We start from the raw sequence: 22,670 nt of genomic DNA, 5'->3' as shown, positions 1-22,670 counted from the left end.
CATTAAGGAGATTCCGATTTAATGGAATTAAAATCTAGTAAATCTCAAACAAATATTTCTGCTAATGATGAAAATGATTTACTGATTAATTTATCTAATATAAAACCATATTATCAATGAGGATGAAAATCAAAACCTATTGTTATTTTTATTCATGGTTTTTCAAGTAATTATGAATCACATGCACGTATATTTAAAAAATTTCGTTTTAGTGGTTACAAATATTATTCATTTAATCTTCCTGGACATGGAGACAACTTGTCACATGATGAAACTGAAATGAAAGTTTCAAAATATGCAAGTTTAGTATCAGAATTTATATTTCAAAATAAATTGGAAAATATTGCTTTAATTGGTCATTCAATGGGTGGGGCAATTGCTGTTATGGTTAATTCATTAATTCCAAATTTAATAAGTCATTTAATATTAGAAGATCCATTAAATAGAAAAGCTTTCGTCATAAATTCTAATCGTATTAAACAAACTATTGTCGGTCCAAAATTAGATGAAAATAATAAAAATATAAGTTTGTTTAAATGAATAAAAAATATTAAATCCAGAAAAAAAGAATATAAAAATTTGTTTAAAGATATTCTTTCATTAAACACTACAAAAAATATTGATATAGCTTATCAAAAAATTGAAAATAAACCGACTTTATTAATGTTTGGTAAAAACGATTTAATTATTCCGCCCAAAAAATCTATTGATTATATTGCTGAAAATGCTAAAAATTTGAAAGTTTGCATTTTTGAAAATTCTGGTCATTCACCACATTTAGATGAACCTGAACTATATTATTTTCAAATTATTAATTTTTTAAAAAATAACAAATTAAATAAAAAGAGTTCTAAATCTTAAATTATGTTTTCTTTTGTATAAATATATAAACAAAATGTTTATCAATATACCTAGTAATATTGCTATAGAAATTAAAATAATATGAATAACATTTGTTGAATTGTTTCAAGTTTGTTTTGGTGTTACTAGTAAAATAGCTACAAATGACGAACAAACCATGCCGAATGCAAATGAATAAAATTGTTTGTAATATTTTTTAATCATTCATGATGAAAAAACAACTGAAAGTATTATGCCAATAAATGCAACTAACACAAATAAAATTAAAAACAAGATATTTAAATTTTGAAATAAATTTTCAATTGAATCAGTTAACAAATAATTTATTGTTCAATATTCATTAAATAAATATGTAATCATGCTACCACTAATACCTGGTATTATCATGCAAAAACCCGCAAATAAAGCAGCAAAAAAAAATAAAAATATTTGATCAATATTATTTTTAAAAATATCAATTATTTGAGTACCAGGTTCAAATGATACAGGATTATTAAGATTTAATAAAAATATTATCAAAGATATTGAAATAATAATTATTATTCCAATAAGAAATGATATTAGTGATTTTCAATTTTCTTTTTTTGTAATTTTGGGTTTGTTAACTATAATATAGATTGGAATACAAAATAAAGCAAATGAACTAAACAAAATAGTTATAAAATCTTGATAACCTGCTATCTTAATATATTTTAAAGCAAAACTTAAACCTATAAAAGTTATCAATCAAAAAACAACAAAAGGCATTAATCATAAAAAATGTGTTAATCGTTTAGAATTATTTTCGGGCTTTAAAACACCTTTAGAATTTAAAATTAATTTATCGTATATTCCCAATAATGTTAATGTTGTTCCCCCGCTATATCCTGGAATAATATCACTTAATCCCATACAAAAACCGTATGTAGATCTTTTTATTAATTCAAAACAATTTGATTTAATATTTTTATCTTTCATTGTTTTTATTTAAAAACCCATCTATTAATTTTAAAAATTCAAATTTTTGTTCACTATATATGGCGTGACCAGATTTTGCAACTATAAATAATTTTAAATGATTATTGTTCATATTACTTAAATGTTTTAGCATTAAATTTGTTGGTAGAATTCCATCCTTTTCTCCCAAAATAACCAAACTAGGTTTTTTAATATTTTTAAATCCATTATCGAATAATGTGGTGTTATATATAACAGTTTCTTTTTTAAAGTTGTTAGCAAAAATTTTAAATTTTTCAATGCATCTTTTATATTCAGATTCAATTACATAATTTAATCTAGAACCAAAAGTTTTTATAGGATCAAAATACATTTGTTCAATAATAAATTTAGTATCATTAATATTATTTGGTATTAGTTTTTTAATAACTTCTAAATTTTCTAACATTACACTATTTGCTGGTGCTTCAAAAATATTTAATTTAATTCGCTCAGGAATTAATTGATTTAGTGCAGCAATAATACCGCCACCTAATGAATGTCCAAATAATATTAAATTTTTTAAGTTTAAATCTTCAATATATTTTTTAACTAAATTAATACAATAAGAAACTTTTATTTCTTCAATATTGTTTAATTTACTATTTCCGTGACCGGGTAAATTAATGGCATAAATATCATAATCCTTGTAATAATTAAAAAATGAATTTTTCATTTGAAAATTACCCATAAAACTATGTAAATAAAAAAATGTTCCTTTTGAATTAAAAGTTTTTTTTTCAAATTTTTCAATGTTTGTTAGCATTTATATTTGCACCTTAGCATTTTAATTTTTACCAATTAAACTAAATTAATTTCTAAATTATTGTTAAAACATTTTAAAATCATATTAACTTAATATAATTTAAAAATAAAATTAATATAGATTATAAAATGAATAAATTCTTTATAAATATTCCAGATGTTGACAAAGATAACTTTTTAAGTGATAAGTATGGTGGAAATGCATCGAATGATTTATTAATAGATGGTTTGTCTCATTTATCACCGGAAATATCTTGATCACCAGTTGATGGTGCCAAATCCTATGCTTTGGAATTTATAGATTATGATTCTTCATCTGCTTGTGGTTTAGTTTTTGTTCATTGGGTAGTTGCTAATATTAATAAAACTAAATTAGAATTTAATGCTTCATTAAAAGATAAAACAATTCTTCAGGGTGTTAATAGTTGCACTGATGGTCACTACAAAAATTTGAGTTTATCAGACGAAGAAAAGAAAATAGTAAATTTGAAAAATAGTAATTATGTTGGACCTTGTCCGCCGAATTCTGATCATTTATATACTTTTAGAGTCTACGCATTAGATATTGAAAAATTAAATTTAGTTCAACCATATTTTATAGGTGATTTGCATTTTTTGATGCAAAATCACATCATTTCTGAAGCTAGATTGGATATAAAATATAAACATGTTAAACCAAAAAAATAAAACAAAAAAAATAAAAAAAATAAAATAAATGTTATTTTATTTCATATTTGCTATATAATATTTTAGCATTTTTATATATATAAAAAAATTTTAAGAGTAAAACCAAATCATTTTTTTAGCAAGATGATAGGTTTATTTTTTGTTTTATTCTTATACCCTATCAGGAGTCCCAAAGTGGCAAAATCTAGTTTCAAAATGCGAGAGTATTCGCCAAAGGTTATTAGACGTGACTATACAAAAGTTCAAAGTAACTTTGTTCCACCAAACTTACCATCATTGCAAGTTAACGCATATAAAAAATTTCTAGAAGTTGAATTGCAAAAAATTATTTCATCATTTTTCCCTATTGTTTCTCCGAATGGAAAATTTTCTGTTGAGTTTAATGGTATTGTTTTTTCTGATCCAGAATTATCAGAAAAACAAGCACGTATAGAATCAAAAACTTATGAAGCAAGTTTATATGCTGATTTATCATTAGTTGATCACGAAACAGGAAATGTAAAAAAAGCTAATAAAAAAGTTAAGAAATCTTCAAAATCTAAAGATGTTTCTGAAAATGGAATATTCTTTTCTAAAATACCTTTAATGACGCAAAAAGGTACTTTTTTAGTTAATGGTATTGATAAGTTTGTTATTTCACAAATTGCCCGTTCTCCTGGAGCATATATTTTAAGTAAATCTCAAGTTAAGTTATCTAATAGTCGTAAACGTAATCAAGAAGGTTATGTTTGTGAAATTTTACCAGCAAAAGGTACTTTCATGTTGGTATATATTGCTAAGAATAAAGATTTTGTTCAAGCAGTAATTCGTGATGTTACAGGTGAATCTGCAAAAGTATTTTCAATTACAACTATTCTTAAAGCATTTGGTTTATCTGAAAGTGAAATTCTTCGTGTTTTTAAAAACAATGAGTACATTGTTAGAACATTAGAATCTGAAAACTATAATCATAAGTACATTTTACGTGATAATGAAATTGTTTCAATGCTTAAAGATTTATCTTCAGAAAAAGAAGATGGAAAATCTTCACGCGGCTTACCTATTGATCTTTATTTGAAAGATTTGGTTTCAGAATACTATCAAAAAAATAAAAACTTTGAAACTTTTATTAATGAAAATAAAATTAATGTTAATAAAATTCCTAGTGAATTTCTTTCAAAATACAATGAATTAAAAAATGAAATTGATCAAATAATTGAAAAAATTATTTGTGAAAAAGCTGCTAAAAACGTTATTCATGAATTATCAATATCTGCTAAAAGTTTAGATATTAGTCATGATGATTCATTAAAACCAACATATCAATTATTGATGTGACAACATTTTTTCCAAAAAAGATATTATGATTTAAGTTTACCTGGTCGATATAAATTTGTTAGAAAATTAAGAATTTCAGAACGCCTATATCAAAGAACGTTAGCTGAAGATTTATTAGATAAAAACAAAAAAATTGTTTTACCAAAAGGTACTTTAATATTAAAACCCGAAATAGACATTATTAAAAAAATGTCTCGTGATAAGAAATTAGATATTATTCAAGATTTATCAATTGTTAATTCTGATGTTAATAAAGGTCAAATGCAAGAAAAACATCATTATGAAATTGTTTCTATTTACACAAATAATGAATTGCGTGATAAAGTAACTCCAATTATTGGTATAGATGGTTCTGATGATAGTATTGAAACTTTAAAAATAACTGATTTGTTATCAATTATTTCTTACATTATTAATTTACCTTACAATGTTGGTAACTATGATGATATTGATCATTTAGGTAATAAACGTCTTAAATTAATTAATGAACTTTTATATAGCAGAATTCAAACTGGTATGGCTAGAATGGAACGCTATATTAGAGAAAAATTAGCAATTGCTGATGGTACTAACAAAAATGTTGAAGTTAATGAAGAAACAGGAGAATTTGTTGAAACTGATAAGCAAAAAACTCGTTTAACAATTAAATCTGTTGTTAATTCTAAACCATTCCAATTAGTTATTCGTGATTTCTTTAATACTCATCAATTAACTCAATTTCTAGATCAACAAAATCCTTTGTCTGAATTAACAAATAAACGTAGAATTTCAGCAATGGGACCTGGGGGTATTTCAAGAGAAGACCCTAACTTGGATATTCGTGATGTTCACTATTCACACTATGGAAGAATTTGTCCAATTGAAACTCCTGAAGGTATGAACATTGGTTTAATTATGTCATTGGCATTTTATGCAACTATTGATAATAATGGATTTTTAATGTCACCTTATAGAAAAGTTAAAAATGGAAAAATTACTGATGAAGTTGAATATTTAACAGCTTTACGTGAGGATGAATATATTATTGCTGGTTCATCAGCATCAATGAAAGTAAGCGCTGATGGTTCAATTGGTGATGATCAAGTAATTGCACGTTACCGTTCTTCACAAGAGTTATATAATCCAAAATTAGTTGATTATATAGATGTTGCGCCAAGACAAGTTGTATCTATTGCTGCTGGTCTAATACCATTTTTAGAAAATGATGACTCTGCACGTGCATTAATGGGTGCAAACATGCAACGTCAAGCAACTCCTTTATTAAAACCATATGCACCAACAGTTGGTACAGGTGTTGAATACAAAATTGCTCATGACTCAGGAATGGCAATAATTGCTGAAAATTCAGGTAAAGTTGTAAGTGTCAATAGTGATAAAATTGTTATTAAAAATGATGATGGTAAGTTAGATAATTATTCATTAGTTAAATTTGAAAAATCTAACCAAAACACATGCTACAATCACACTCCTATTGTTGAAGTAAATCAAAAAATTAATGCTGGTCAAGTAGTTGCTGATGGTCCATCTATGAAGAATGGAGAATTAGCATTAGGTCAAAATGTTTTAGTTGCTTTTACAACATGACGTGGATACAATTACGAAGATGCTATTATTATTTCTGATAGATTATTTAGAGAAGATGTATATACATCAATAACAATTAATGAATATTCTGTTCAATGTGTTAGAACACGTAATGGTGATGAAGAAATTACTCGAGATATTCCAAACATTAGTGAAAATGCAAAACGATACCTTGATGAAGATGGAATAATTATGGTTGGTGCTGAAGTTAAAGAAGGTGATATTTTAGTAGGTAAAATTTCGCCAAAAGGTCAAGTAGATTTAAGCGTTGAAGAAAAATTACTACAAGCTATTTTTGGTGAAAAAACAAAAAATATTCGCGAATCTTCATTAAAAGTTCCAAATGGTGGTGATGGAATTGTTGCTGCTGTTAGAAGATTTAGTATTGCTAAAAATGATGAACTTGATGATGATGTAATTGAATTAGTAAAAGTTTATATTGTTCAAAAAAGAAAAATACAAATTGGAGATAAGATTGCTGGTCGCCACGGAAACAAAGGGATTGTATCCAAAATTGTTCCAGTAGAAGATATGCCGCATTTAGAAGATGGCACTCCAGTTGATATTATGTTAAACCCATTAGGTGTTCCAAGTCGGATGAACATTGGACAAATTTTTGAAATACACTTAGGTTTAGCAGCGCGCGAACTTGCTAAAAAAGAATTAATTCAAGCTACTTTTGAACCAAAAGGTGATGAATATATTTCTGAATTATTTGGTTTAAATTTAAGAAGTGCAAAAACATTAATTCAAAATTTTAAATCACATTTAAAAGAACGTAAAATTAGTAACGCTATTGATGCTAAGAATAAAGTTAAAACTATTGATATTGATATTACTTTACGTCAATCAGGACTAAGTTATGATGATTTAGCTTATAAGATTGCTACTCCTGTTTTCGAAGGTGTTAATATGGGCGATCTTAAAGACATTATGAAAGAAGCAAATATTGATACAAATAAGAACTTTGGTAAATTTAAATTAATTGACGGAAGAACTGGTGAAGCATTTGAAAAACCTATTACTGTTGGTGTAATGTATATGCTTAAACTAGATCACATGGTTGATGATAAAATTCACTCTCGAGCAGTTGGACCATATTCTAAAATTACCCAACAACCATTGGGTGGTAAATCACAAAATGGTGGCCAACGTTTTGGGGAAATGGAAGTTTGAGCTTTACAAGCATATGGTGCTGCGCATAATTTACGTGAATTGTTAACTATTAAATCAGATGATGTTCGTGGACGTAATCAAACTTATAATGCAATTATTAAAGGAAAAGAAATTCCAGCACCCGGAATTCCAGAATCATTTAAATTGTTAACAAAAGAATTACAAGGTTTAGGTTTAGCTGTAAATATTATTTACGATGATAATTCAGTTGATGATATTAATTCATATACAGTTGTTAATGATTCAGCAGAAGACGAAGAAGACGAAGTATTTGTTAGATCAATGACAGATAGTTTCTCACTTGATGATCAAGATGATAAATATTAATTAGGTTTAGGTTAAAAATATTATGAATCAAATTTCACAAAAAAATTCTAAAAATAATAATAACAAACAACAACCTCGCACTAAAAGAATTAAAGGTTTGCAAATTTGTATTGCTTCTCCTGAAGTAATTCGTGAATGATCACATGGTGAAGTAACTAAACCTGAAACAATTAATTACAAATCATTAAAACCTGAACCTAAAGGTTTATTTGATGAAGCAATTTTTGGTCCAGTTAAAGATTATGAATGTGCTTGTGGTAAATACAAAAAAATCAAACATCGTGGTAAAGTTTGTGAAAAATGTAATGTTGAAATAACAGAATCAATTGTTCGTCGTGAACGAATGGGGCACATTGAATTAGCTAGCCCTGTCGCTCATATTTGAATGGTTAAAGAATTACCTTCACCATCAAAAATTTCTTTAGTTTTAGATATATCATATAAAGAAGTAGAACAAGTTGTTTATTTCATTAACTATATTGTTTTAGATGCTGGTAATAACAAAATTTTTAAATTTAAAGAAGTAGTTGATTTATCTGGAAAAGGTTCTAAAACAGCTCGTGGTAAATTAAGAAAAGTATTACGTGAAATTTTTGGCATGGTTAAAAAAGATTCTATTGATTATAAACGTGCCAAAATGTATTATGAACGTTTATATGATTCAAATTTACCATTTTCAATTGATGAAGTTAGTTCCTTTATTCAAAAACACACAGGAATTCGTTTAGGTATTGGAGCTGAAGCAATTTTAGAATTATTAGAAAAAATTGACTTAACATCTGAATACAATAAAAATAACAACGAACTTAAAAAACAAAATAATCTTAATCCGCAACGCGTTAAGAAAATTTTGCGTCGTTTAGAAACGATTAAATGATTTAAAGAATCTGGAAACCATCCAAAAAATATGGTGATGAAAGTTATTCCAGTTACTCCACCTGATACGCGTCCAATTATTCAATTAGATGGAGCTAGATTTACAACTAGTGATATTAACAATTTTTATCGTCGTATTATCATACGTAATGAACGTTTAAAAAAAGTAATTGCATTAAAAGCACCATCCATTATCTTGAATAACGAAAAACGTATGTTGCAAGAAGTAGTAGATGCCTTGTTTGATAATTCTTCACGTAAAAAACCTATTTCAGCTAAAGACAAACGTCCATTAAAATCATTGACTGACCGTTTAAAAGGAAAACAAGGTTTGTTCCGTCAAAATTTATTAGGAAAACGTGTTGATTACTCTGGTCGTTCAGTAATTATTGTAGGTCCTGAATTAAAGATGTATGAAGTTGGAATTCCAGCTACAATGATTTTGAAATTATTTAAACCGTTTATTATTCGTGAATTAATTAAGCGTTATGATGAAAATGGTATTGAAATTAAACCTATTGCTACTAATATTAAAGTAGCTGAACAAATGATCAAAGATCAAAGTGATCACATTTGAGATATAGTTAATCGTGTAATCAAAGAACGTCCAGTATTATTAAATCGTGCACCAACATTACACCGTTTGGGTATTCAAGCTTTTGAGCCTAAAATTATTGAAGGTAAAGCTATTCAATTACATCCATTAGTAACAACTGCATTTAATGCTGACTTTGATGGTGACCAAATGGCTGTTCATGTACCAATTAGTAAAGAAGCAGTTGCAGAAGCTCGCTCAATTATGTTGGCATCATGACATATTTTGGGACCAAAAGATGGTAAACCTGTTGTAACACCAACTCAAGATATGGTTTTAGGAATTTACTATTTAACAACAGAAAATCATAATCAAAAAAATGAAGGTTCAATTTTCTGTTCAGTTCGCGAAATGTTAAATGCTTATGATAATAATTTAGTTCATGCTCATAGTATTATTGGAATTTCAACAAAAGCTTTCCCAAAGAAAAATTTTCCTGCCGAAGGAACTTTAATTACAACTGTTGGTAAGGTTATTTTAAATGCAATTTTACCTGAAGACATGATATATCTTGATAATCCAAGTGATTTTAAATCTACAAATTCAATTTTAGTTGTTCCTCCTGGACAAGATCCTAAAAAAGCTATTGCTAGTCGCAAAATTAATAAAGCTTTCGATAAAAAAGCATTATCAAAAATTATTGACATTTTATACAAAGATTATTCATTAGTAGTAGTTGCACCAACTTTAGATAAAATTAAAAGTTTAGGTTTTAAATATTCAACACTTTCTTCAACAACTGTATCTGTATTTGATATTCCATCATATGATAAAAAATGAGAGTATTTCACAGAAGTTGATGCAAAAATCGCTGAATTAAAACGTCAATATCAAAAAGGTTTATTAACTGATGATGAACGCTATGTTCGTGTTGTTAGTTTATGAACTAAAGTAAAAGATCGAGTGTCAAGTGATATTAAAACTTTAATTGAAGAAGATCGATTTAGAGATAATTCAATTGTTGTTATGGCTGATTCTGGTGCTCGGGGTAATATTTCTAACTTTACTCAATTATTCGGGATGCGGGGATTGATGAGTAAATCATATAACTATGATCAAAAACAACAAAGTAAAATTACTCGCGATACAATTGAAGTTCCAATTAAACATTCATTTATTGAAGGTTTAACAATTAATGAATACTTTAATTCATCTTATGGTGCTCGTAAAGGGATTACTGATACGGCTATGAAAACTTCTAAGTCAGGTTACATGACTAGAAAATTAGTTGATGCAACACAAGAAGTAATTATTAATGATACTGATTGTAAAACTACTCATGGAATAGTTGTTGAACCTATTATTGAAACACAAACAAAAGGTTTGTATGAATCAATAGCTGATCGAATTGTTCATCGTTTTTCTATTGATCCAATTTTACATCCTAAAACTAAAAAAGTTATTGTTCCTGCAGACACAATGATTACACCAGATTTGGCTAATGAAGTTTTAGAAGCCAAAGTTGAAAAAGCTTTAGTACGCTCTCCTTTATATTGCGAAACTTTACGCGGTTTATGTCAAAAATGTTTTGGTAATGATTTAACAACAAATGAAATAGTTGGTTTAGGCACAGCAATTGGTGTAATTGCTGCACAATCAATTGGTGAACCAGGTACTCAATTGACAATGCGTACTTTCCATACTGGTGGTGTTTCAACTGAAACAAACTTGGCGCAAGGTTTTGAAAGATTAAAACAAATTTTTGATGTTGTAACTCCTAAAGATTGAGAAAGAGCAATTATTGCTGAAAATGTTGGTGTTGTTAAATCTATAATAACAACAGCAAATGGTAAAGATATCACTATTGAAAATAAATATGATTCACGAACTTATTCAGTTGGAATAGACGTAGTTATTCGTGTAAAAACAGGTGACCATGTTAATCCTGGAGATAAAATTACTGAAGGTTCTATTGATATTAAAACTTTATTGAGAATTGCTGGTATCGATGCTGTACGTCAATATATGATTCGCGAAGTTCAAAAAGTTTATCGTATTCAAGGTATTGAAATTTCAGATAAATATGTTGAAACAATTATTCGTCAATTAACAAACAAAATGCAAATTACTGATCCAGGAAATTCAAATTATTTTATTGGTCAACTTGTAGATATTAATCAATTACGTGAGGTTAATAGTAAATTAATTATCAGCGGCAAACAACCAGCAATTGCTGTTAGTCAAGTGTTTGGATTAGAGGATGCACCAAGCAAAACTGGTTCCTTCTTATCAGCAGCGTCTTTCCAAGATACAAAGAAAATTTTGACAGACGCAGCTGTACGTAGCCAAATTGATTATTTAGTTGGCCTGAAAGAAAACGTAATCTTAGGTAATTTAATTCCAGCTGGAACTGGATTTATGACTTCTGAAGATATTATTAATTTAGGAAAAGAAGCTCACGAGTCTGAATACTAATATGCTATTAAACATTAAAAATCTTAGTGTAAGTATTGGTCCAAAAAAAATTTTATCAAAAGTTAATGCAACAGTTAATCGTGGAGATATTGTTGCTATTATGGGTCCTAATGGCCACGGTAAATCTACATTACTTAAATCAATTATGGGTCATTATTCAATTAAGATTACTAGAGGCACTATTAGTTTTAAAAAACAAGTTTTAAATAAACTAAAAACTGATGAAATTGCTCGTTTGGGATTATTTCTAGCAACTCAAAATCCTGAAGAAATTCCTGGTGTATCTAATGTTGATTTTTTAAAAGCAGCATTAAATGCACATGCAAAAAAATCAATTGGTTTAGCTGATATATTTCATAATATTCAAAAAAATTTATCGAATTTAAAAATGCCAACAGAATTGTTGAAACGCGCTGTAAATGAAGGTTTTTCTGGTGGCGAAAAGAAAAAAAATGAAATTTTGCAATTATCAGTAATTAATCCAGAATGTGCTTTATTAGATGAAATCGATTCAGGATTAGATATCGATGCTTTGAAAATTATTACAAAACAATTAAAAACTTGAGTTAAAAATGATCCATCTAAAACTCTATTGATTGTTTCCCATTATGAACGATTGTTTAAATATTTAAAACCAAATAAAGTTTTTTTAGTAATTAATGGAACAATTGTTAAACAAGGTGGCTATGAATTAGTTAATAAAATTGATCGTGAAGGTTATGATTGAGTTAAAAAAGAATTAAACATCAATTTAAAACATGAACTTAATTCTGATAAAAAAGATTTTATTTTAGAAGATACTTTGAAAAACAATTACAATGACTAAAGAAATTTTTTTAGATTTTAGTGACGTTAAAAACAATTTTGATTATCTTGTTAAAGAAAATGAAAATTTAACTTTACATTTATTAGATATTTATAACAAAAATACTGATAATAAAATTTTAATTAAACTTAAAGAAAATTCGTCTGTAAAAGTTTTACTTTCATCGTTTGCTAAAAAAAATATTACTAAAAATTTTTTGATAAATTTTGAACATCTTGAAGATAATGCTAAAAGCACATTTAATAGTTATCTAATAGCTTCACATTTGTCCAAAATTAAGGTTAAAATTGTAAGTGATATTAAACCAAAAACTACTAATAGCAAAACATCTCAAGAAATTAAAGGAGTTTTATTATCAAATAGTTCTTTAATTCATGGGGAACCACAATTAATAATTGATGACAATAATGTAAAAGCAAAACATGCTATGGCAATAGGAAAAATAAATCCTAATCAAATTTTTTATTTAATGTCTCGAGGCATTAGTGAAAAGGTTGCAATTCAATTAATATTGATGGGTTTTTTTAATACAACTTTAAGCATTATTAAAGATAAAAAAATTTGAAACTTGTATAATATAAAAATTAAAAAATTATTTAGTGGTAAATAAAAATTGTTAAATTTTAAAAAAATTCGTGATCAATTTCGATGATTTAAAAATAATCCTAATCTAATATATTTTGATAGTGGCGCAACATCTTTAAAGCCAAATTCTGTATTGGATGCAATGCAATCATATTATGAAAAATATTCAACTAATTCGCATAATACAGATAGTTCATTTGCTAATTTATTAAATCAAGAAATTATGTTAGCTAGAAAAACGATAGCTAATTTTTTAAATGCAAACCCAGATGAAATAATTTTTACTTCAGGAGCAACAGAATCCTTAAATCTTTTTGCGTTTGGTTTAAAACATTTACTTAAACCAACGGATGAGATTGTTGTTCCAGATTTAGAACATGCATCAAATATTTTGCCATGAATTGCAATTGCAAAAGATACTAATGCTAAATTAATTCATATAGTTGAAAAAGATTTTCTTTACTGAACTGACAATTTACTAAATAAAATAAATGAGAATACTAAAATTGTAAGTTTTTCAAGTATTTCTAATGTTTTTGGTTCCATAGTTGATCCTCTTGAATTAATAAAAAAAATTAAAAAAATTAATCCTAATGTTTTAATAATAGTTGATGCAACTCAAGAAGTTCAACATCACCAAATAGATTTAAATAATAGTTTAATTGATTGTTTGGCATTCTCTGTTCATAAAATGTTTGGACCAACTGGGGTTGGAATAGCATACATTAAAAAAACTTTACAATCTAATTTAAATCCTTTAAAGTATGGCGGGGGTATGTATTTGGATTATGATCCCGAAAATTTAGATATCAAGTTCTTAAACACAGTTGAAAAATATGAAGGTGGAACTCAAAATATTGCTGGAATATTAGGAACAAAAGCAGCTATTGATTTTATTAATAATCTTGGGTTATCTAACATCTCTGAATATGAATTAAAATTGACCAAATATTTAATTTCAAAACTTAAAGAAATACCAAATTTAGAAATAATTAATGAAAATTCTAATACAAGTGTTATTTCATTTAATATTAAAAATGTTAATCCCCAAGATATTGCATATTATTTAGGTACGAAAAATATTATTGTACGTTCAGGAGTTTCTTGTGTAAATATGATTAAACATCGAAATAAGAATTCTAGTGGATATGTAAGAATAACTTTATCAATTTACAATAGTGTAGAAGAAATTGATGTTTTAATTAAAACATTAAAAGAATTTAATATAGGTGAAAGTCTTGTCGGCTTGGTATAATGACGACAATTATCGTCGAACTTTTTTAGTTGATCGGTATTCAAATCCACAATATTTGATTAATGAATCTGAATTTAATAAATTAAAGTCTAAATATGCAATGTTACAGGCTGTTTCAAGATCTTGTAGTGATAATTTTGATATTTATTTATATATTAAAGATGAAATTATCCAAGATGCAAAATTTATAGGTGAAGGTTGTGTTATTTCTTTAACTAGTACTGATATTTTATTAGAATGTTTAATAAATAAAACGATAAAAGAAGCATCTAATTTGTTAGTTAATTATCTAGAATTAGTATGTAATGGTAAACAACCTAAAAATGATTTTCCTGAATTATTATTTTTATTTAATCAAATTTATAAACAATCAAATCGTATTATTTGCGCATCTAATGTTGCAGAACGCATCAATATTTATCTAAAAGGACTTTAATAATGAGTGTTTCTAAAAGAGATTTCAAGAAAAAATATCAATTTGGTTTTAATGATGGAGATATTTCATTATTCAAAACTAAACAAGGGATTTCTGAAAAAATAGTTCGCGAAATATCAAAATTTAAAAATGAACCTAAGTGAATGCTGGATATTAGATTAAAAGCATTAAAAATTTTTCTTAAAATGCCTAATCCTAATTTTGGTCCTGATTTATCATTTATTAATTATGATGAAGCTATTATGTATTCTAAGCCAACAAAAGAAAGAAAAAACAATTCATGAGATAAAATTCCTAAAAAAATTAAAGAAACTTTTAAAAAACTTGGAATACATGAAGCAGAAGCAAAATTTTTAAATGGTGTTTCGACACAATACGATTCTGAAACTGTTTATCAAAATGTTCAAAAAGAATTAAACGATTTAGGAGTTATATTTACAGACACAGATACAGCATTAAAAATGTATCCTGAACTTTTTCAAAAGTATTTTGCAAAATTAGTTCAAATGAATGACAATAAATTTGCTGCGCTAAATACCGCGTTTTGATCTGGTGGTTCTTTTGTGTATGTTCCTAAAAATGTTGTTGTTCCAAAACCATTACAAGCATATTTTAGAATTAATGGAAAACGAGTTGGTCAATTTGAAAGAACAATCATTATTGTTGATGAGGGCGCTAAATGTCATTATGTCGAAGGATGTACTGCACCTGTTTATGTAGAAGATAATTTGCATTGTGCTGTTGTTGAAGTTTTCGCACATAAAAATTCAACGGTAAGATATACAACAATTCAGAATTGATCAAATAATGTTATTAATTTAGTAACAAAGCGATCCATTGCTTATGAGAACGCTAAGATGTCTTGAATTGATGGCAATATTGGTTCTAAATTAAATATGAAATATCCATCAACTATTTTAGCCGGAAGATATGCAACTTCAGAATGTATTTCAATAGCTATTGCTAATAATGTAGGAATTATTCAAGATGCTGGTGCAAAAATGATTCATTTAGCACCAGACACTAAATCTAAAATTGTTTCTAAATCTGTTTCTGTGAATGGTGGAAATACTTGTTATCGTGGATTTGTTCAAATTGGTCCACATGCTTTGAATTCTTCTAGTAAAGTTGAATGTGATACATTATTAATGGATAAAATTTCAAGAACTGATACATTACCTGTAGAAATTATTCAGAATAAAGAATCGCAATTAGAACATGAAGCAAAAGTATCCAATATAAGTGAAGAACAATTGTTTTATATGATGAGTCGTGGTATTCCGCAAGATGTTGCTGAAAATTTAATTTTAATGGGTTTTTTAGAACCTTTTGCAAAAGAATTACCAATGGAATATGCTATTGAATTAAATAAGTTACTTGCAATGGATATGACAGGTTCAGTAGGATAAATATTAAAAAAGTATAACCTTAAATGTCTTAATGATTAATACAAATATCTTTATTGAAAATAATATAGAGAGAAACTATTATTCAAATTGCAATTATTTTAATTATGAAAATTATTTAAATTTATAAAAACATAAACTAAATTAAATTTTAGTAAATTAATAAAATACAAAATTTTCAATATTCCGTTTAGTTAATTTTTATTTTTAAATTATCTAATTAAAAAAAACAACAATAAGCAAAGCTGTCAAATTGATTTTAAAAGTACTATAGTTAAAATTACTTTATAAAAAACATAAAATTTATTAGTATAATTATTTAGAATTTTAATATATGCATTTATTGAAAACCACATAGATTGGATTTTAAAAGTGGCAAAAAAGAAAAAAACAGATACTAATTCACAAGAAATAACAGGTGAACAAAATCCTGAAGCAATCTTTGGTGATATTGGTTTAGAACCAACAGCAAATTCAAATGATGATGAACTGCCTAGTGATGGTTCTATTCAAATAGCATATGATGCTGATGGAAATGGTTATTACATTTCATACGATTCTGAAAATAATCAATATTACGATCCATATAGTGGAGATATTTTGGATATATCAGCATTGTATGATGCAGAAGGCAATAATTTTGTTTTTCAAACAGATGGTTCTTCTGGTGAATATTGAGAACAATTTGTTGGAGTAGAAGGTTATGGGCATTATGATGAAAATAATAACTGACAATGATCAGGTTATTTTGATGATGACAATAATTGACATTTAAATGAAGAACAAAATGTAGAAGAATCTATCATTGAACAACCAACTCCAGTAGTTGAAGAAGTTCAACAATCCCAAGAACCAATTCAACAAGAACAAATTGCTTTTGAACAACCAACTCCAGTAGTTGAAGAAGTTCAACAATCCCAAGAACCAATTCAACAAGAACAAATTTCTTTTGAACAACCAACTCCAGTAATTGAAGAAGTTCAACAATACCAAGAACCAATTCAACAAGAACAAATTTCTTTTGAACAACCAACTCTAGTTAATGAAGTTCAACCTCAAGAAATATCATATAACCAAGTTGTTAACCAACAAGAAGAAATAGAACAACAAAATAAATTCATAAATAGTCAAAATGAAGTAATTAATCCAGAATTCAATATTAATGAACCACAATTTGATAGCGTATATAATGTTGTTTCAAATAATGCTGAAACTCAAATTATCAATCAAAATGAATTAGAAAATTCAAATTTCTCTAATTTAAATCAAATTCAACCTTCTGTTCAAGATAATTCTTCATTAATCAATAATGTTGTATATTCTAATGACCAATTTGTTCCAAATACAACTACATTAACTCCTGATTTAATTTCAACGCCTGATGAACCAGTTACTATTAAAGAACGTGAATTAGGAGTTGGTGTTCAATATACTACAGAAGTATTATTATCACTTCCAAATGAAATTAATAATCAATCTGTTGAAACGTCAAACAATCTTAATGATTTTGTACCTTCATCAATAGATTCAAATAATTTATCAATTTCTTCATCTAATTATTTAGATAATTCCAATGTTGAAAAAAATAATATTAATACATATGATAATAATATTGAAATACCAAATAACTCTATATTAGAAAAAACATTTGATTATAATTATGACAATTTAAAGGGTGATTCTATTATGACTAACAATATGAATATTGATTTACCACTATCAAATAGTAGTAACTTGAACGATTATGAAACAACTAAAGAAGTTCCAAAACAATCATTATTAGATGATGATTATATTTCACAACCAGAAAAAGGTTACAATGATTTATTAGCTGAAATTATATCTGGACAAAATCCTGTTGATATTTCAGAAAACGATTTATTTGATTCTGAAAATTATGATGAAACAATTAAATTATCGTTATCTAAGATGTTTGATTTCTTAGGAAAATCACGACAAAAATCTGCTAATATTTATAAACGAATTTCACAAGATTTAAAATATGAAATTAATTCTTTAACTCGTAATTCTGAAAAATTAAGAATTGAATATAAAGAAAATGAACATCAAATTGCTTGTAAAAAGGCTGAATTGATGCGTGCATTGGCTGATGGTAATACTCAATCCGCTAGTGGTAAAGATTTTGATAATTTACAACATCTTCAAGATTACAATGGACATTTGATTTATTCTATCAAAGAAAATGATCAACGTTTACGTATACTTCAAACTAATTTAAATAATGTAAGAAACTGTTATGAAAAGCGTATGCTACGTATTCAAAATGATATTACCAAAATTCAACGTCTAGTTACAAATTTACACCCTGGAAATAGAAGTTTACACTTATTAGAATCCAATTTTAATTCAATTAGACGTGCTCAAGATCAATATCAAAATATGTTAAGTAATTTTGATTTAGTTAATTTTGATTCATTAAGTTCTAATGGTAAAGATTTGATTCCATCATTTAATAATAAATATTCTAAAAAATCTAATTTATTTGATACTAATGAATTCAATATGTTTGATACAAATGAATTTACAAACACTTCAGGAATTACAAATTTTTCAAATTTATTAGATGATGATTTTTCTAGATTTAATACAACATCAAATATGTTTACAGATGAGTTTGAATCACTAAAACCTGATAGAACTTCTGATTTAGATAGTTTATTAAATGATGATTTTTTAACTAAGTTTTAAAATTGTTAATTAAAAATATAAAAATAAAATATTTATTAGATTTTCTTAAAAATTTAGGAAAATCTTTTATTTGTAAATAGAATAATCATATATTGTATAATCTTTTATATTTTATTTTGTCAAATTTGATAAATAAATTAATCTTTTAAGGTGAATTTAAATTGAAAAAAATAAGTTTGCGAAAGTATAAACGTAAATCAATTTGATTGTTAAGCATTAGTGCTATTGCTTTTGCTACTGTTTTGTTATCTAGTTGTTCAGCGATTCCTACAGATTCAAATGTTAAATCACTATTTAAACCCGGAAACCAATTTGGTGATAACGAAGTAGGATTAAATGTTAAAGATTTAACTAGTCAAGTGTTAACTGATGATAGTGCATTTGTTGCTTTTATGGATTCAGTTATGGGTAATGTTTTGTTATCTTTTTATAAAAATAATCCTTTGAAACAATTATCTGATAAGTACGATGATTGAGTTAAAGAGGTTGATAAATCTTGAGACAATGAAGTTCAAACATATCGTGATCAACATCGTAATAACTATCTTTTAAATTTACAAATAGGTCCATTAGATTCAAATGGCGGAACTGAAGCTTCTTGGAAACAAACAGAATTAGCTAAAAAAGCTTTATTAGAGTTTCAAAATTCTATTTTTGCAACTGATTTTTTAAATTATACAAATGATAATGGTCATGTTGTAACTCAAGTTAGTAGAGATGATTTACTAAAACAAAACAATTGATCTAAATTAAAATATACAAATCAACACACTGATTCAAAATATATTTCAAATCCTACAAATGCAGTTGATAATATAAACAATAACAATCAGATGTTTGCTGATATTCAAGATTTTTTAGCAACTCAATGAGTTAAACAAGAAAATCCAAATTTATTATCACGTGTTGTATTAACTAATGAAACACCTAAAGTTGGTTTTTCTAATATTTTTAATGATAAAGTAAACCCATCAATTTCACCTTCTTATGAGTTTCAAGTATTTAATCCATATAGTGACAATCCAGCAAAATCTCCTGCTGGATTGTGGAATTTGTTAGTAGGCGGGAATAATGGTCTAAATAAATTTTTAGATACTAGTAATGGTACTATTGACATTCCAACTGAATACTCTATGGATTCTGGTGGAAAATTATTAATGAATGCATTTGATATGTTTGATACATATGACGCATTATTTTCCTCTGCATATGTTAATCAATATTTAAATTTGGCTATTGATGGATATGCAACGACTAATTTAGGTCAGCCACAAGAAATTAATTCTCAAGAAAATATTATGAATGCTTTTTTGAGAAAAAAAGATAGTAATGACAAAGAATCAATGTATACATCATTAGACTTTGCTAGAGAAAAGGAATCTAATGATACTCGCACATTTTTTTCTGATAATGCAAAAAACATAAGTAATGGTCAATATAAAAATTATTCTTTATTAGAATCAACAGATGAAGCACAAAAAACTTATATTTATGATATTGCAACTCAAAAATTAACATCATCAATTAATTCTAATGCATCTAAAAATGATACAGTTGTAAATCAATTTTTATTATCTCGTGGTTCTGATGGTGTTCATATAATGGGAATTGATGGTGGTAAGTATTATATTACATCTCAATCATTAAATAATGGTAATGGAAATACAAATTCAACTACAAATAAATCAATTCGTGATATTGAAAAACAAAAACAATTCTTATTGTTTAGATCTTTATTTAAAAAACTAAATTACAATGAAAAAAATAAAGATTACTCATTCAATTCAACTACACAAATTCAAACTTTATTTAATACCAAGCCTTCATTATTCATATATGAAGCATTTGAGAATGATTTAAATAATGGTAATGGTTTTTTATCTTTAGCATCCAATAAAAATTTAAAAGATGCTTTTGAAAATGTTTATAACAAAATTAAAGATTATGTTTCTGCAATGCAACAAAACACAGTTTTAACTAAAATTGAAACTGCAATAAAAGGGATGCGAGATAAATTTACTGAACGTGGTGAAAAGTATACAGAAAATGATAAACAAAATGTTAGTGCCAATAATGGAATAGCTGGAAGAATACCAAATGTTCAAGCTAATGACGGTTCAATTCCTTCATTAGAATATTATTATCAAAATTTGGCATATGAAAATGGTATTCTTGATTCAACTAACAGTGCTTTTTCATTACCAAAATCTAATGATTTTTCTACAAATCCTACTGGAACAAGAAGTTATTTTGTAAATTTAAGAAATACTTTAAATAATAAAATTTCAACATCAGCTAAAAATTTGGCAGAATCATTAAACTTAACTGTTCAAACTGCACCAACATATTCGCAAATAGTTTTATTAAAAAGTAATGCCGATGATTTTTTTACATTGCCTATTAATCTAGCAATTAATGCTGGTATTTCTTCTACAAATGTTACTAATTTAGTTAAATCAAAATATTTTCAAAATAATAGTTCATTTAGTAATTTTTATGATTTTACAACAGGTAAAATTAAAACTTCAGGTATTTTTTCATCAATTGCTTCTAAAATTCAAAATATAACAAATTATTTTTATGCTGAAAATATTTTAAATAGCTCTAATGCAAATAAAATAAGTTATGGAACTATTAATACAAAAACTACAAATGGTAATTCTGATAGCGATAAATTTAGTAGTTATAACAATATTTTGAATAATGTTTTAGAACAAGAAAATTTTGCAAAAAATTTAAATAGTGATGAGGCTATTAAATATTTCACTTATTTATACACTTTTGAATGATTGTTAAGAGATAATTTAGCTAACTTTAAATCAATTTTAAATTCACAAATTCAAACTGGAACTAGTGCTTTAGTTTCATGAACTGTTCCAATTTCTGCAAATCCAAAAACTGCACTTTCATCATCAAACAATCCAATAACTAAATTTCCCGATAATCCTTATTATTTCTGAGGCGCACCTACAAATTGAATGAATTCAGTTAATTCTCCTGCAATTCCTGAAAAATCTAATAATTTAAATTACCCATATAGTGCAACATTTACTTCAGCAACTACAGGTAATTCTACAACATATTCAGATATGAAATTTGGTTTTATAGGTTTATCTGTTCAAGGTGATAAAAAAACAAATGAAGCATTAGATAATGTTTTGTATTCCCAATTTGCTAAATCACCTGAAGTTCCAACTACATCGAATGGTAGCGGCAACAACATTCCTACAGGCTCTTTATTTGCATATGGTTCATCACGCGATAGTGTTGTAAAATATATTCAAAACAATTTAAATACTAATAGAGATTTAGATACATTTATTAATTTTTTAGTTGAGAATATTGGTGTAGAAATTTCAGAACCATCATTAAGTCCAAACAACACAGATATTTCAACTAAAAATGCAGCGTTAGTTACATTAATGAATGATAATTCTAAAATACCAGATAAAGCATTTAATCGTTATACAGGATATATAGGTCATAAAAAATCAACTACTGATATAGCTGCATCTGAACCTGTCCTTTCAAATGATTTTACACAATTGTTACCTACATACATGAGTCAAATCAACATTGATGATGTTCAAAATTTAGGAACAAACAATTGAATGGGAACATCATCAAATATTACTGCAAAAAACGACACTAATTCTTCTGGAAGATTAGGATTATCAATTGATGAATTTTTAGCTGTAGTTGCAATTCAAGCTTTAGATTCTGGATCTCAATCTAGTGCAATAACTAATTTAATTAATACTAATATTAATGCAGATAAATCTGTAGGAAGAACAAAAATTGGAGATAAGCGTTTATTAGATGCATTAACATCACGTTGAGGATTACCAATTAACATCTAATAAGATTACCAAAAG

At 26.5% G+C, this 22,670-nt stretch carries 13 protein-coding genes; 11 read left to right on the top strand and 2 right to left on the bottom strand.

Features of this window, described 5'->3' with window-relative positions; translation table 4 throughout:
• Positions 1 to 21 precede the first annotated feature (21 nt).
• A complete protein-coding gene (locus T397_RS0102990; RefSeq protein WP_027124154.1) occupies positions 22 to 861 on the top strand; it encodes an alpha/beta fold hydrolase in 840 nt (279 codons plus the stop codon).
• On the opposite strand, the gene T397_RS0102985 is transcribed toward T397_RS0102990, so the two are convergent.
• Together T397_RS0102985 and T397_RS0102980 are read right to left on the bottom strand one after the other, a co-directional pair.
• Complete coding sequence (locus tag T397_RS0102985; RefSeq protein ID WP_027124153.1) at positions 835 to 1,818, bottom strand: undecaprenyl phosphate translocase family protein; 984 nt, start codon at positions 1,816 to 1,818, stop codon at positions 835 to 837. The two genes, T397_RS0102990 and T397_RS0102985, sit on opposite strands and share 27 nt — an antisense overlap.
• Positions 1,808 to 2,602, bottom strand: coding sequence for an alpha/beta fold hydrolase (locus tag T397_RS0102980; RefSeq protein ID WP_027124152.1), 795 nt, complete (start codon positions 2,600 to 2,602; stop codon positions 1,808 to 1,810). The genes T397_RS0102985 and T397_RS0102980 overlap by 11 nt, the downstream gene beginning before the upstream one ends.
• A 128-nt stretch (positions 2,603 to 2,730) precedes the next feature.
• Between T397_RS0102980 and T397_RS0102975 the strand changes: the two genes are divergently transcribed.
• The 10 genes from T397_RS0102975 to T397_RS0102930 all read left to right on the top strand — a co-directional run bounded on the left by T397_RS0102975 (position 2,731) and on the right by T397_RS0102930 (position 22,655).
• Complete coding sequence (locus tag T397_RS0102975) at positions 2,731 to 3,288, top strand: YbhB/YbcL family Raf kinase inhibitor-like protein (RefSeq protein ID WP_027124151.1); 558 nt, start codon at positions 2,731 to 2,733, stop codon at positions 3,286 to 3,288.
• A 195-nt stretch (positions 3,289 to 3,483) separates the two neighbouring features.
• Positions 3,484 to 7,692, top strand: coding sequence for a DNA-directed RNA polymerase subunit beta (gene rpoB, locus T397_RS0102970; RefSeq protein ID WP_036448988.1), 4,209 nt, complete (start codon positions 3,484 to 3,486; stop codon positions 7,690 to 7,692).
• A gap of 22 nt (positions 7,693 to 7,714) precedes the next feature.
• Positions 7,715 to 11,578, top strand: a complete 3,864-nt coding sequence (gene rpoC / locus T397_RS0102965; protein ID WP_052663111.1) for a DNA-directed RNA polymerase subunit beta' — start codon at positions 7,715 to 7,717, stop codon at positions 11,576 to 11,578.
• Position 11,579: 1 nt separating this feature from the next.
• The gene (gene sufC / locus T397_RS0102960; RefSeq protein WP_036448919.1) at positions 11,580 to 12,404 is read left to right on the top strand and encodes a Fe-S cluster assembly ATPase SufC; all 825 of its coding nucleotides are present in this window, start codon (positions 11,580 to 11,582) and stop codon (positions 12,402 to 12,404) included.
• Positions 12,397 to 13,014: a SufD family Fe-S cluster assembly protein gene (locus T397_RS04055; RefSeq protein ID WP_052663110.1), complete on the top strand. Its 618-nt coding sequence runs from the start codon at positions 12,397 to 12,399 to the stop codon at positions 13,012 to 13,014. The genes sufC and T397_RS04055 overlap by 8 nt, the downstream gene beginning before the upstream one ends.
• Before the next feature lie 3 nt (positions 13,015 to 13,017).
• A complete protein-coding gene (locus T397_RS0102950) occupies positions 13,018 to 14,244 on the top strand; it encodes an aminotransferase class V-fold PLP-dependent enzyme (RefSeq protein ID WP_027124147.1) in 1,227 nt (408 codons plus the stop codon).
• Positions 14,228 to 14,680: an iron-sulfur cluster assembly scaffold protein gene (locus T397_RS0102945; protein WP_036448916.1), complete on the top strand. Its 453-nt coding sequence runs from the start codon at positions 14,228 to 14,230 to the stop codon at positions 14,678 to 14,680. Before T397_RS0102950 ends, T397_RS0102945 begins: the two co-directional genes overlap by 17 nt.
• Positions 14,681 to 14,682: 2 nt before the next feature.
• Entirely contained in the window at positions 14,683 to 16,089 is a 1,407-nt protein-coding gene (gene sufB / locus T397_RS0102940) for a Fe-S cluster assembly protein SufB (protein WP_027124145.1), read from the top strand.
• Between the two features lie 369 nt (positions 16,090 to 16,458).
• Complete coding sequence (locus T397_RS0102935) at positions 16,459 to 18,795, top strand: EAGR box-containing protein (RefSeq protein ID WP_027124144.1); 2,337 nt, start codon at positions 16,459 to 16,461, stop codon at positions 18,793 to 18,795.
• 161 nt (positions 18,796 to 18,956) lie between these two features.
• On the top strand, positions 18,957 to 22,655 hold the full coding sequence (locus T397_RS0102930; RefSeq protein ID WP_027124143.1) for a DUF3713 domain-containing protein: 3,699 nt from the start codon (positions 18,957 to 18,959) through the stop codon (positions 22,653 to 22,655).
• Positions 22,656 to 22,670 lie beyond the last annotated feature (15 nt).

This window comes from Mycoplasmoides pirum ATCC 25960 (genome assembly GCF_000685905.1).
In the GTDB taxonomy this organism is placed as follows: Bacteria; Bacillota_I; Bacilli_A; order Mycoplasmatales; family Mycoplasmoidaceae; genus Mycoplasmoides; species Mycoplasmoides pirum.
The sequence above is the reverse complement of the archived record's forward strand: the minus strand, read 5'-3'. Positions and strand labels throughout refer to the sequence as shown.